The 12,474-nt window shown below is 54.8% G+C and carries 13 protein-coding genes; 3 read left to right on the top strand and 10 right to left on the bottom strand.

Annotation, left to right across the window (positions count from 1 at the left end; all coding sequences use genetic code 11):
- Nucleotides 1–9 precede the first annotated feature (9 nt).
- The 4 genes from mobB to moaA form a co-directional block, all read right to left on the bottom strand.
- Entirely contained in the window at nt 10–543 is a 534-nt protein-coding gene (gene mobB / locus BLM14_RS06175; protein WP_100001060.1) for a molybdopterin-guanine dinucleotide biosynthesis protein B, read from the bottom strand.
- Nucleotides 540–1,169: a molybdenum cofactor guanylyltransferase MobA gene (gene mobA, locus BLM14_RS06180; protein WP_237143472.1), complete on the bottom strand. Its 630-nt coding sequence runs from the start codon at nt 1,167–1,169 to the stop codon at nt 540–542. The genes mobB and mobA overlap by 4 nt, the downstream gene beginning before the upstream one ends.
- A 2-nt stretch (nt 1,170–1,171) precedes the next feature.
- On the bottom strand, nt 1,172–2,095 hold the full coding sequence (locus BLM14_RS06185) for a DMT family transporter (RefSeq protein WP_162293139.1): 924 nt from the start codon (nt 2,093–2,095) through the stop codon (nt 1,172–1,174).
- A gap of 109 nt (nt 2,096–2,204) precedes the next feature.
- Entirely contained in the window at nt 2,205–3,194 is a 990-nt protein-coding gene (gene moaA, locus BLM14_RS06190) for a GTP 3',8-cyclase MoaA (protein ID WP_237143523.1), read from the bottom strand.
- Between the two features lie 223 nt (nt 3,195–3,417).
- Between moaA and BLM14_RS06195 the strand changes: the two genes are divergently transcribed.
- The gene (locus BLM14_RS06195) at nt 3,418–3,798 is read left to right on the top strand and encodes a gamma-butyrobetaine hydroxylase family protein (protein ID WP_099998579.1); all 381 of its coding nucleotides are present in this window, start codon (nt 3,418–3,420) and stop codon (nt 3,796–3,798) included.
- A 244-nt stretch (nt 3,799–4,042) separates the two neighbouring features.
- Entirely contained in the window at nt 4,043–5,968 is a 1,926-nt protein-coding gene (locus BLM14_RS06200; RefSeq protein ID WP_100001062.1) for a L,D-transpeptidase family protein, read from the top strand.
- A gap of 2 nt (nt 5,969–5,970) precedes the next feature.
- Here the strand turns inward: BLM14_RS06200 and BLM14_RS06205 are convergent, their stop codons facing one another.
- The 6 genes from BLM14_RS06205 to BLM14_RS06230 all read right to left on the bottom strand — a co-directional run bounded on the left by BLM14_RS06205 (nt 5,971) and on the right by BLM14_RS06230 (nt 11,581).
- On the bottom strand, nt 5,971–6,711 hold the full coding sequence (locus BLM14_RS06205; RefSeq protein WP_099998580.1) for a proteasome-type protease: 741 nt from the start codon (nt 6,709–6,711) through the stop codon (nt 5,971–5,973).
- A 32-nt stretch (nt 6,712–6,743) separates the two neighbouring features.
- A complete protein-coding gene (locus BLM14_RS06210) occupies nt 6,744–7,541 on the bottom strand; it encodes a transglutaminase family protein (RefSeq protein ID WP_100001063.1) in 798 nt (265 codons plus the stop codon).
- 5 nt (nt 7,542–7,546) lie between these two features.
- Nucleotides 7,547–8,488: an alpha-E domain-containing protein gene (locus BLM14_RS06215; protein ID WP_099998581.1), complete on the bottom strand. Its 942-nt coding sequence runs from the start codon at nt 8,486–8,488 to the stop codon at nt 7,547–7,549.
- A gap of 68 nt (nt 8,489–8,556) precedes the next feature.
- The gene (locus BLM14_RS06220; RefSeq protein ID WP_099998582.1) at nt 8,557–9,969 is read right to left on the bottom strand and encodes a circularly permuted type 2 ATP-grasp protein; all 1,413 of its coding nucleotides are present in this window, start codon (nt 9,967–9,969) and stop codon (nt 8,557–8,559) included.
- 242 nt (nt 9,970–10,211) lie between these two features.
- Entirely contained in the window at nt 10,212–10,742 is a 531-nt protein-coding gene (locus tag BLM14_RS06225) for a BA14K family protein (protein ID WP_099998583.1), read from the bottom strand.
- Between the two features lie 155 nt (nt 10,743–10,897).
- Nucleotides 10,898–11,581: an HAD family hydrolase gene (locus tag BLM14_RS06230; RefSeq protein WP_099998584.1), complete on the bottom strand. Its 684-nt coding sequence runs from the start codon at nt 11,579–11,581 to the stop codon at nt 10,898–10,900.
- 181 nt (nt 11,582–11,762) lie between these two features.
- On the opposite strand from BLM14_RS06230, the gene rpiA reads away from it, so the two are divergent.
- A complete protein-coding gene (gene rpiA / locus BLM14_RS06235; RefSeq protein WP_099998585.1) occupies nt 11,763–12,470 on the top strand; it encodes a ribose-5-phosphate isomerase RpiA in 708 nt (235 codons plus the stop codon).
- Nucleotides 12,471–12,474: the final 4 nt, after the last annotated feature.

Here is a 12,474-nt window from a genome sequence, read left to right on the forward strand (position 1 = left end):
GTTGAAACGTCATTTTCTGACACGCCTGTCGCGAAGGCCGGTTTCACGCTCAATCAGATCAGCCAGTCCAGGTATATCGTCGAGGTCATAGACGGGAATGTGCTCCCCGGCGATGGGATGGTCGCTTGCAATGGCTACAATCGCCGGGTCGTTCAGCGTCAAGCGTTCTCCGGACCGACCTTCCAGTCTTCTGGTCTCAATCTTCTTGTGATGCTCACGCTTATAGCCTTCGACGAGCACAAGATCACAAGGTGCAAAGCGGGCAATGATCTCAGCAAGCGAGGGCTCTCCTTCCTCTGCCAGCTCATGCATAAGCGCCCAGCGTTGATCCGAAACAATGGCGACTTCACCCGCACCGGCCTTCCTGTGACGCCACGAATCCGTACCCTCCTTGTCGATATCGAAATCGTGATGGGCATGCTTGATCGTCGATACTTTCCAGCCCCGCCGTGTCAGTTCATTCACGAGTTTGACGGTGAGGGTGGTCTTGCCCGAATTTTTCCAGCCAGTGATACCGAATATGTGATGCGTGGCGGATGTCATTTCGTTGTGATCCATCTTTGCCGGGCGTCGGCAATATCCTGCGGCGTATTGATATTGAAGAATGGATCGAACAGCGTGCCCGAATGCGTTGTCACAATGGGAAATTCCGCAATTTTATGTGGGTGGCCTTCGATCCAGGCAATGACGCGGCGATTTTTATCATCGCTCAACCAATGGCGAAGATCTGTTTTGAGAAAGACCGGCCAGAGGCCGAATACCGGATGAAGCCTGTCTCCGGACGCAGCGACGCCGATATGGCCAGGTGCTTCGGCAATGGAGCGGCGAAGTGTATGGACAAGGTCATCGGGGAAAAAGGGCGTGTCGATCGCCACGGTCAGGATGTGCGAGAAAGGCGTGGCCTGATTGTTGGCCCATTCCATTGCCGCCAGAATACCGGCGAGCGGCCCGGCAAAGCCGCTAATGTCGTCAGGGATCACCGGCACGCGCAAATTCGAGAATTGCCCGGGATCGCCGTTGCTGTTCAACGCGATGATCTCGATCTGGCGCGATAGGCGTTCGTGCACATGGTCGATCAGGCGTCGATCGCCGAAGGGCAGCATTGCCTTGTCCTGCCCATCCATCCGGCGGGATTGTCCACCCGCCAGTATTATGCCCGCAATTCGCACATTCACACTCCATCCGGTGAAGTTGTTGCCGCTGCCGCCGCGATCGCCACCGGCTTCATTCGGTCGACGATACGCTCACGGTAGAGCGTATAAAGCCCGCTGCCAATGACGATGATGGAGCCTATGATCATCGGAATGTCCGGCAAATCGCCAAAGAACAGAAATCCGAGCAGGATTGCCCAGATCAGACTGGTGTAGCGGAAAGGCGCAACGAACGAGATCTCGCCCTCACGCATGGCGAGAATGATGAAGTGGTAAGCGACGATGACGCAGCAGGCCGCAAGCGTCAGAAGCAGGGTGTTTGTCAAGGTCATCGGCGTCCAGCCACCAAGCGGACCGATCATCGCCACTCCGGCCAGGGAAACGCCGGCCGATGTCAACGCCGAGATCATCAGAACGGGAATGGTTCTGGGCACTTTACGTGTTGCGAGATCGCGTAGCGCGGCAAAAACGACTGTGATGACAATCAGGAAAATATAGGGGCTTACACCCTCATTGCCGGGTCGCACGATGATGAGCACCCCGGAAAAACCGATAATGATCGCGATCCAGCGCCGCCAGCCCACGGGCTCGCCGAAGAACATCGCCGCGCCCATGGTAACGACCAGAGGCAGGGCCTGCAGGATCGCCGATGTCAGAGCGAGGGGAACATGGACAAGAGCGACAAGAAAGCTGACCGTTCCGACCACTTCGCCGATAACCCGCAGAATTGTCATTTTGTGCAGAGCTTCGCGCAACGGTATCAACATACCTTGGTGCCAGGCGAGTGCAAGGATCAGTATGGTGGCGATCGATCCGCGTACGAGCATCACCTGGCCCATATTCATGTGCTCGGCGACGAACTTTACCGTCGCATCATTGAAGGTGAAGCTCGCCATGCCGATAGCCATGAACAAACTGCCACGCAGATTGGGGGATAGCGCCAAGATCGTCATTCCAAATGGGTGCAGCGATTCTCCTCCAGAATCGCATAGGTTGATATATCAACCTGCGCCGTTCAACGCATTCGGAATATTGGGGAGCCGGGAAGTAAGTTTATCCGCCGGTAACGCTCATGTGCCGGGATACCGCTGGGCGATTGTGGCGGCGGTCGATGATGAAATCATGACCCTTGGGCTTGCGGCCAATGGCTTCGTCGATGGCATCGTTCAAGAGCTCGTTGCCTTCGGATGCCCGCAGAGGTTCTCGCAGGTCGGCCGCATCTTCCTGGCCGAGACACATGTAAAGTGTGCCGGTGCAGGTCAGGCGTACGCGATTGCAACTTTCGCAGAAATTATGCGTCATCGGCGTGATGAAGCCGACACGTCCGCCAGTCTCCTTGACCTCGACATAGCGGGCGGGGCCGCCCGTCTTGTAGGCAATATCTTCGAGCGTGAATTCTTCGCCGAGCTTGGCCCGCAGCAATGAGAGCGGTAGATACTGGTCTGTGCGGTCGAGATCAATTTCGCCCATCGGCATGGTCTCGATCAGCGTCAGATCCATGCCGCGACCATGGGCCCAGCGGATCATTTCGGGTATCTCGTGGTCGTTGAAGCCCTTGAGCGCGACAGCATTCAGCTTGATCTTGAGACCAGCCTGCTGTGCCGCATCGATGCCTTCCATGACGCGGTTGAAATCGCCCCAGCGGGTAATTGCATGGAATTTGTCGGGGTCCAGCGTATCGAGCGACACATTGATGCGCTTGACGCCGTGGCCAGCCAGTTCGTGGGCGTAGCGTGCCAATTGGGAGCCATTGGTGGTGAGCGTCAGCTCTTCGAGGGCGCCGGATTGCAGATGGCGCGACAGTTCGCCAATCAGGTGCATGATGTTCCTGCGTACGAGCGGCTCGCCGCCGGTAAGACGCAGTTTTTTCACACCCTTCTCGATGAATGCAGTGCAGAGGCGGTCCAGCTCCTCGAGCGTCAGCAAATCCTTTTTCGGCAGGAACGTCATGTGTTCCGACATGCAATAGGTGCAGCGGAAATCGCAACGATCCGTCACGGAAACGCGCAGATAGCTGATCGTCCGCCCGAACGGATCGATCATCGGTGTCTGGAATGCTGTTCTGTCGAGCAACGCTACGTGGTCCAAGGACTTCCTCCTCCTGAAGAGATAGGATGCTGCCAGTGACTTGTCCAGTCATCCGGGCAAGTGTGTCTGCATTGGTGCTGCGACATTTCGCTCGAATATTGAACGTTCTACGAGAGGATTCGCTTGCAGCCTTTACCCGCCGTGCCTAGAGAAGGGTCGATTGTGAGGAGTGTCCACCATGACCAATGCCTGGCCGAAAGAACTGCGTGTAAGCAAGGACCGGCGGTCGTTGACGATCGCCTTCGACAATGGCGAAACCTATACTTTGACCGCGGAACTCCTGCGGGTTGCTTCACCGTCGGCGGAAGTGCAGGGCCATTCGCCCGAACAGCGCGTGACTGTCCCCGGCAAGATCAATGTCGAGATCGCCAGGATGGAACCCGTCGGCAATTATGCGGTACGCATTATCTTCGATGACATGCATGACACCGGCCTGTTCAGCTGGGACTATCTGATCGATCTCGGCCGCAACATGGACACACGTTGGCAGGCCTATCTCGATGAACTGGCAGATAAGGGCTTGAGCCGCGAGCCATTTGCTCCGCGGCGATCTCACTGAGCGTTATCCTTGTAAAAGTCTTATTAATCAAGTGGTTATGCCTTGCATCGATCCCTTCTATGGATGGATTGCGATAAATGTGTCGAAATCGGCACACCGCTTAAAATAGTGCCGCCGGAGAATAATCAGTGGGGCGCGGGGCATTGTTAAAAGAATCTAAATAGGATGCGATGAAACTGGCCACACACCAAATCCATGGCCCATGTTCACCCGTGGGCAAGACAGTACCTTCCGGGCGGAAATCATGAACTCCTTTTCTAAAAAACGTGCGATCTTTTTGGCGGCCATGTTGTCGGCGACAGCCGTATCCATGACGTCTGCTTCGGCTGCCAACAATTTGATGGAGCTGTTGTTCGGTAACCGCCGTGTCGACTCCAAGCCCGTCAATCAGAATGGCCAATTGCGGCCAAACGAACCGGTTGGCGGAGAGTATGCGAAACGCCCATCCGGACCGATCAAGCGCGTAACAGTAACGGCGCCAACGAATTACGACTACAAGCCGGAAGCACTGGTTCAAGTCGATTTTGCCAAGGTTGATCCACAGCTCACCGCGTCTGCCGACCATGGCGTCGCGTCGCCTCCGCAGATGGAACAGTTCGGGCTCAAGATCGATCATCTGAAGGACGCGCATGTCCTGGCTGAGAAGGAAATCGCCGACGCCATCGTTTCCTATTACGCCACGAAGCAGCGACCGATCTGGACGGCATCGTATGACGTAACGCCAAAGGCCAAGGCCGTTGCGGCGCTTTTCGCAAAAGCTGCCGAGGAGGGGCTCGACCCTGGAGATTATGCGGTCCCGTTGCCGAGCGATGATTACGACCGTTCCAATATTCCTGCACGGTTGAAGGAACTTTCGGAATTCGAACTGATGATGTCGGCGCGTGCGCTGCGTTATGCAATGGATCAGGGCGAGGGCCGCATCAATCCAAACCGTCTGAGCGGATTCCACGATATTGCTGTTGGCCGCGTCAAGCCCCGCGAAGTGATCGATCAGCTCGCTTCGTCCAACGACCCAAGCGCCATGCTCCTTGCATTCGCGCCGCAAAACAAATGGTACACGGAACTCAAGCAGAACCTGCATGAGATTGGCGATACCAATGAACCCGTCATACGCGTTGCTGTCGGTACCAAGATTCGTCCTGGTGACCAGAATCCGGAAATCCGCAACGTGGTGGCTTTGATCAAGGCAAAGGCGCCCAAGGATTATCTGGCGACGCATGAGGCTATTCTGCAAGCGCATGAAAGTTCTGATGTCTATGACGACAGCCTCGTCGAAGCCATCAAGGACTTCCAGACGGCACAGGGGCGCAAGGCCGATGGCGTCATTGGCAGCAACACAATCAGTGCGCTGCAGGGCGAAACGACCGCGTCCAGGCGTGATCGCATTCTCTATTCCATGGAGCGCTTGCGCTGGCTGCCGCATGATTTCGGCAAGCGTTACGTTTTCATCAATCAGCCTGCCTACCGGGCGCAGTACTTCGATGATAACGCTGAAAAGCTGGCGATGAACATTGTCATCGGATCGCCGACCAACCAGACCTACTTCTTCGACGATACGATCGAAACGGTTGTCTTCAATCCATCCTGGGGTGTTCCGCGTTCGATTATCCTCAACGAGATGATGCCGAAAATCCTTGGCAACCCGTCTTATCTCGAGAACAGCGGCTACGAGGTCTATGACAAAACCGGCCGTGTGGTGCCGTCAAGCTCGGTGAACTGGTCGCAGGTGGCCGCCAATGGCGGCGGTGTCGGCATTCGTCAGAAACCAAGCCTCGACAATGCGCTGGGCGAACTGAAGATTTTGTTCCCGAACAGCCATGACATTTACATGCATGACACCCCCGCCAAATCCTACTTCAAGCGGGACATGCGTGCCTTGAGCCATGGCTGTATTCGCCTGGAGCGTCCACGCGATATGGCTGCGGCCGTGCTTGGTGTTCCTGTGGAAGATCTGAAACAGTATTTCGGCAAGAACGAGCGCAGTGTCAGGGTGAAAGAACAATTGCCCGTCTACGTGTCCTATTTCACCGCCTGGCCCGACGCAATGACGGGCGACATCCACTACTACGACGATGTCTATCAGCGTGACGCTTATCTTGAGAAAGCAATCGTCAAGACGCGGGCGATACGGCAGGGCAATGTCCAGGCTGCACAGACGGCAAGGCTCTAGATTTAGCTTCTCGGCTCTATCTCGAATGGTGGCAGGCTTTGAAATGCCAGTTTCAAAGCCTGGGACCAGCCTTCGGAAATGATTTCGTAGTAGGGATCGTGGCGTTCGATCCGCTTCTCGAATCCGAGCTTGAGACTGTCTGATTGATAGAATTGCAGATCGAGCGGCAAACCCACTGACAGGTTGGATTTCAGAGTTGAATCGAAGGACACCAGCAAGAGCTTGGTAGCCTCTTCAAACGTCATTGCTGGATCATAGGAACGGACGATGATCGGCTTGCCGTACTTATGTTCGCCGATCTGGAAAAAGGGTGTGTCGGGCGTCGATTCAATGAAGTTGCCCTCTGGGTAGATCAGAAAGAGACGCGGATCGCCACCTTTGATCTGACCGCCGAGGATGATCGATGCGCCAAATGAATCGGCACGTTGTCCACCCGAATCCACCTCTTCGATGACATGCCTTATGGTATCGCCGACAAGCCGAGCCGTCTGGAACATCGACGGCATGTCATAGATCGACGGCGACCGTTCGGAGGGTGTTTTTGTCCGTTCGTTCAGGATGCTGATGACGGCTTGTGTCGTTGCAAGATTGCCGGCGGAAAGCAGCGTAATGACGCGATCGCCAGTCTTGGCCCACGTGTACATTTTCTTGAATGTCGAGATGTTGTCGACACCAGCGTTGGTTCTTGTGTCAGACATGAACACAAGGCCACGGTCCAGTTTAAGGCCTACACAGTAGGTCATAGCGAATCCCAAATCCGAATAGTCAGCCCCGATTACTGCTCTACATTGACTTCCACGGCAAGTGATTCAATGCCGGGTCCAAAGCGTATTCCAGAAATCGGCGCTGCTTCGCGATAGTCGAGGCCACAAGCAACGCGCACATAGCCTTCATTCGGGCAAATATCGTTGGCCGCATCGAATCCCACCCAGCCAAGCCCATCAATATGGGCTTCCGCCCAGGCGTGGCTTGCCGTCTGTTCGATCGTATTCGTCAGCATGAGATAGCCGGACACATAGCGGGCAGGGATGTTCAGAAGACGCGCCACCGAAAGGAAGATGTGGGTGTGGTCCTGACAGACACCCTTGCCATTGACCAATGCCTCTTCGGCGGTCGTCAGGATATTAGTAGAGCCGGGTGTGTAGACAACCTTCTGATGCAACAGGCCCATCAAATCATGCATGACCGCAAGCTTGTCGGATCTGACCTGAAGGCTTGCTGCCAATTCGCGGATTGCATCGCCGGGTTTCGTCAGCTCGGTCTCGCGCTCATAGAGCCAGATTGGCATGAAATTATAGACTTTGCCGAGGACACCGGTCCGATCCTCGGTTTCAACCTGTCCTTCAGCACGAACGACGAGTTCCTGCACATCGCGTTCAAGGCTTATCAGCATGGTGCGATTGCCATAGCCGTCGCGGTAGCTTGCCTCCTGCTTTGCTCCTTCGACCGTTACCGCCCAATCGATGATCTTTTGGCCGGGGCTGCTCTGCGGATGCATGCGCAAGCGCAGCACCGAATAATGCACCGGAGCGTCGTACCGATAGTGGGAATTGTGCTGGATGTTCAGGAGCATGATCTTCAATCGAAATTGTAGGCTTCAGCAATCTTGCTGCTCAAGCTGTTCGTTTGATAAATGAGATCACTCAGAAACTCATGCAGACCATTGTCAAAGATGGTCCGGATCTCATTGTCTTCGAGCCGTTTCATAATGCCTTCGGACATGTCATGGCATTCGTGCCGTTTGCCGTAATCATTGGCAAGATATTTCAGATTATCAACGATATTTGAATAGCAGAAATTAAGCGACCGCGGCATGCGGGAATTGAGGATCAGGTAATCCGCTATGTTCACGGGGTTGTATTCAACATCATAGACCCAGCGATAGGAGCGATGCGCGGAAACAGAACGCAGGATCGATTCCCATTGAAAATTGTCCAGCGTCGTGCCGACATAGGAAATCGACGGAAGCAGCACGTAATATTTTACGTCGAGAATGCGGGCTGTATTGTCCGCCCGCTCGATGAAGGTACCGATGCGCGCGAAGTTGAAAATCTCGTTGCGCAGCATCGTCCCGTGAAAGGCACCGCGAATGATCGCGGTTTCGCGCTTGATCTGGTCGAGGACGCGCGGAAGGTCGGTTTCTGGAATTTGCTGCGCCAGCGTGGATTTGAGGATCATCCACGTCTCGTTGACACTTTCCCATGCTTCGCGCGTCAGCGCCGTGCGCACCATGCGTGCATTCGAGCGGGCTGTTTCAACGCAAGACATGACACTCGACGGATTACCGAGATCGCGCAGCAGGAAATCAGACACCAGGCTGGCATTATATTCCTTGTACTTGTTGTCGTAGCCGATCTTGACACCCGCGCTCATCAAAACGGATGACCATTCTTCCGGGGCATCGGACGTTTTTGTCAAGGCCATGCGCAAACCGGCATCAATCAGGCGCGCCATATTCTCTGCCCGCTCTATATAGCGGAACATCCAGTAGAGACCATTTGCGGTTCGGCCAAGAAGCATTTTTCGGTGTTATCCCTCTTTGTATTTCTGGAGCCGTCTTTGGCAGCCCTCATTCCCCTCAAATCGGTCTAGTCGTCCAGAACCCAGGTGTCCTTCGTCCCCCCTCCCTGACTGGAGTTGACGACGAGCGAGCCCTCCTTCAATGCCACGCGGGTCAATCCGCCAGGCGTGATGCGGATGCGATCCGAAACAAGAACGAACGGCCGCAGATCGACATGGCGCGGCGCCAGACCCTTTTCGGTCATGATCGGCGTTGTCGACAGGGCCAGCGTTGGTTGAGCAATGTAATTCTTCGGATTGGCCTTCAACTTGAGTGCGAAAGCCTCGCACTCCTTCTTCGAGGCAGCAGGACCCACCAGCATGCCATAACCGCCTGATCCGTGGACTTCCTTGACGACGAGATCGGCAAGGTTCTCAAGGACATACTTGAGTGTGTCGGGTTCGGAGCAGCGATGCGTCGGAACATTCTCCAAAATCGCCTTGCGCCCGGTATAGAACTCGACGATTTCCGGCATATACGAATAAAGCGCCTTGTCGTCGGCGATACCGGTGCCGGGAGCATTGGCGATGGTGATATTGCCGGAGCGATACACATCCATGATCCCGGCGACCCCTAATGCTGAATCGCGGCGGAAGGTGAGGGGATCGAGGAAGGAATCGTCAACACGCCTGTAGAGCACGTCAATGGCACGATTTCCCTCTGTGGTTCGCATGACCACTTTGCCGTTTTCGACCTTCAGATCGCTACCTTCGACGAGCTCGACACCCATCTGATCCGCGAGAAATGCGTGCTCGAAATAGGCGGAGTTATAGATCCCCGGAGTGAGGACCGCGATTGTGGGCGTACCTTTGCACCCCGGAGGTGCAACTGCTGCAAGCGATTGACGCAGCAGCTTCGGATATGTCTCGACAGGGCGAACCTTGATCTGCTGGAAGAGTTCGGGAAACAGCTGCATCATCGTTTCGCGGTTTTCCAGCATGTAGGAAACGCCCGACGGTGTGCGCGCATTATCTTCAAGGACATAGAACTGGTTTTCTTCAGTCCTTACGATGTCCACTCCGATGATGTGGGTATAGACATTGCCTGGCGGGCGAAACCCGACCATTTCCGGCAAATAGGCATCATTGTGGGTGAAAAGCTCGCGTGGAATGCGGCCCGCCCGAATGATCTCCTGACGATGATAAATATCATCAAGAAACGCATTGAGGGCCATCACGCGCTGCTCGATGCCCTGCGACAGGCGGCGCCACTCGTTTCCAGTAATAATGCGGGGAATTATGTCGAAGGGAATGAGGCGTTCTGCAGCTTCCTCATCACCATAGACGGCGAAGGTAATGCCGGTCTTGCGGAAGACATTTTCTGCATCGAGCGCCTTTTGCGCCAACCGCTCGGGGTTCTGGGTATCAAGCCAGCACTTTAACTGTCCATATGGCGGGCGTACCTGACCGCCGGTTTCGATCATCTCATCAAATGGCTTCACTCATAACCCCCTTCACACAAGTGTCATTCAAGCGGGTTCGGAAAAAAAAGCAAGCACATTCCGCTGTTTATGGCGCAGTCGTCAGTTTCGCTCAAATTTTGTGCAACGGTAATGCGATTAAGGCAAATCCAACGGGATTTCGTCTAATGCATGGGCGCTTTTGGTGGGAAAGAGGCTTGAATACAGAGAAGCCCGGTATCGGATGTACCGGGCTCCTTGAAGCAAATCACGGTCGGCTTAACTCACCGATAGGGTGAGTAGCACTGACGGCGCGGGCCGCCATAAGGCTGGTAGGTATTGTCATAGGCCCGGTATGACCGGTAACGATTATAGCACCATTCTGTATGGGAACCGCTGGTGCGATAAACGGGAGCCGGCCGGCTGATCGCATTACCGATGATCAATCCACCGGCAAATGCGGCAAGCGGGAACCATGCATCGTTGTAACGCCGATATCCGGGTCGATAGTAACGGTAGCCGCGATATCCATTGTACCTGTATCCGTCACCGCGGTAATAGCCACGGTCGCCGCGCCAGCCACGATCACCACGCCAGCCATTGTCACCGCGCCAGCCACGATCACCACGCCATTCACGATTTCCGCCACGCGGAAAGCGTCTGATGACGCGAGCGTCTTCATTGACCATTTGAATGTTGGATGGTGTTTCAACGGACAACGGCACCAGTGGCGCAGCATAACCGGGGATCGTGCCCGCAGACATCGAACCGACCGACATCGCTAGTGCTGCCAGTACTGAAGTGAGCTTTCTCATATTTCCTCCTGAAATCCCGAGGCTACATGCCTGGCATTCAATGTAAGAGTAAAAAGAAACATCAGATGGTAAGCCAAAATGGCGTGGCATCAGTCGAGTGAACAACGCGCAATTGTCGCTTTTGTTCCAGATCACCTTTGAGTTACTGGATAGTGTCAAGCATTCACCGCACCTATCAAATGGTCGGCGAGTTCGACCTTCAACTCACGATAGTGTGAAATAACCCGGCTTGGATCGTAGCTTGCGACCGGATGGTCCGAATAACCGAAATCGACCGCTATGACCGGAATCCCCGCGGCTTTTGCCGTGTCGATATCCGTGCGGCTGTCGCCAATCATGACGGCACGTTCCGGGTCGCCGCCAGCCTTCTTGATCGTTTCAATCAAATGGCGCGGGTCGGGTTTGCGAAAAGAGAATGTGTCTGAGCCGCAAATCGCGCTGAAACGAGACGACTGGCCGAGACCAGTCAACAGATTGATGGAAAGACCTTCGAATTTGTTCGTGCACACTGCAAGAAGATAACCGGCGTTTGAGAGGTCATCCATAGCCTTTTCAGCGCCCTCGTAGAGCGCTGAATGGCCGGGCATATGTGCGCTGTAATGTTCGATGAAGACATCGACAAGCCAATTGAGCTGTTCCGGTCCAAGGAGCTTTTGCTGTGCCTCGAAGGCACGTTCAATCATCACACGGCCGCCTTGCCCTACATAGCGGCGCAGCGCGACGGGGTCGACCTTTTGCATTCCTGCCGCATCGAGACAATGATTAAGGCTATCAAGAAGATCAGGCGCGGTATCCACCAGAGTTCCATCAAGATCAAAAACGACGATTGGTTTGGACATCATTATTCCTGTGGAGTCGGGGCGGAATTTCGCCGGTTGCATATGCGGTCTATCGATACTCAAGTATAAGGTCGGCGTTAAATCAAGCAACGAGCCTTGACCCGAGTGCCTGACGTGTTAGGGAGCCCAGTGTCAAGTCAAAGTGATGTTGAGTCAAAGCTACAAGAGGGCGCACCCACCCATGGATGCCAGAACGTTGAAAATCAAAGCTGCTGCCGAAGCACTGACCTATGTCAGGGACGGCATGCGCCTCGGTATCGGAACGGGATCGACCGCGGAAGAGTTTGTGCGGCTGCTTGCGGTCAGGGTCGCATCCGGATTGAATGTTATCGGCGTGCCAACTTCCGAGCGTACGGCAGCGCTTTGCCTGGAATTGGGGGTCAAGCTCACGACACTTGAGGAAACACCCGCACTTGATCTGACGATCGATGGAGCCGATGAGGTTGATCCGCAGCTTGCGCTGATCAAGGGCGGTGGCGGCGCCTTGCTGCGCGAAAAGATCGTCGCGGCGGCTTCAACTGAAATGATCGTGATTGCAGACGAGTCAAAGCTCGTGGAAACACTCGGCGCATTTCCACTGCCGATCGAAGTCAACCGGTTTGGCCTTGCGGCCACGAAGTTGGCCATTGAACAAGCAGCAATCAGACTTGGACTTGCAGGCCCCATCACAATGAGGATGACGGGCACCGAAGCATTTGTTACAGACGGCGGGCATTTGATCCTGGATGCATCTTTTGGCCGCATTCCGGATACAAGAGCTTTATCGGACGCTTTGCACGCCATTCCCGGCGTTGTGGAGCATGGACTTTTTCTGGGACTGGCGCGCGTGGCCATTTTGGCTGGTGCTGACGGTATCCGAACACTAACAACGTCGAAAACGGAGCGATAAATCC

The sequence above is a fragment of the Phyllobacterium zundukense genome, assembly GCF_002764115.1.
GTDB classification, from domain to species: Bacteria; Pseudomonadota; Alphaproteobacteria; order Rhizobiales; family Rhizobiaceae; genus Phyllobacterium; species Phyllobacterium zundukense.

Bases quoted from the DNA above. Each gene is read 5' to 3' on its own strand.
- rpiA (WP_099998585.1), top strand. From the start codon at position 11,763: ATGGATGCCAGAACGTTGAAAATCAAAGCTGCTGCCGAAGCACTGACC.
- BLM14_RS06215 (WP_099998581.1), bottom strand. From the start codon at position 8,488: ATGCTTCTTGGCCGAACCGCAAATGGTCTCTACTGGATGTTCCGCTAT.
- BLM14_RS06195 (WP_099998579.1), top strand. From the start codon at position 3,418: ATGACCAATGCCTGGCCGAAAGAACTGCGTGTAAGCAAGGACCGGCGG.
- BLM14_RS06200 (WP_100001062.1), top strand. From the start codon at position 4,043: ATGAACTCCTTTTCTAAAAAACGTGCGATCTTTTTGGCGGCCATGTTG.
- moaA (WP_237143523.1), bottom strand. From the start codon at position 3,194: ATGATCGATCCGTTCGGGCGGACGATCAGCTATCTGCGCGTTTCCGTG.
- BLM14_RS06225 (WP_099998583.1), bottom strand. From the start codon at position 10,742: ATGAGAAAGCTCACTTCAGTACTGGCAGCACTAGCGATGTCGGTCGGT.
- BLM14_RS06205 (WP_099998580.1), bottom strand. From the start codon at position 6,711: ATGACCTACTGTGTAGGCCTTAAACTGGACCGTGGCCTTGTGTTCATG.
- mobB (WP_100001060.1), bottom strand. From the start codon at position 543: ATGACATCCGCCACGCATCACATATTCGGTATCACTGGCTGGAAAAAT.
- BLM14_RS06210 (WP_100001063.1), bottom strand. From the start codon at position 7,541: ATGCTCCTGAACATCCAGCACAATTCCCACTATCGGTACGACGCTCCG.
- BLM14_RS06230 (WP_099998584.1), bottom strand. From the start codon at position 11,581: ATGTCCAAACCAATCGTCGTTTTTGATCTTGATGGAACTCTGGTGGAT.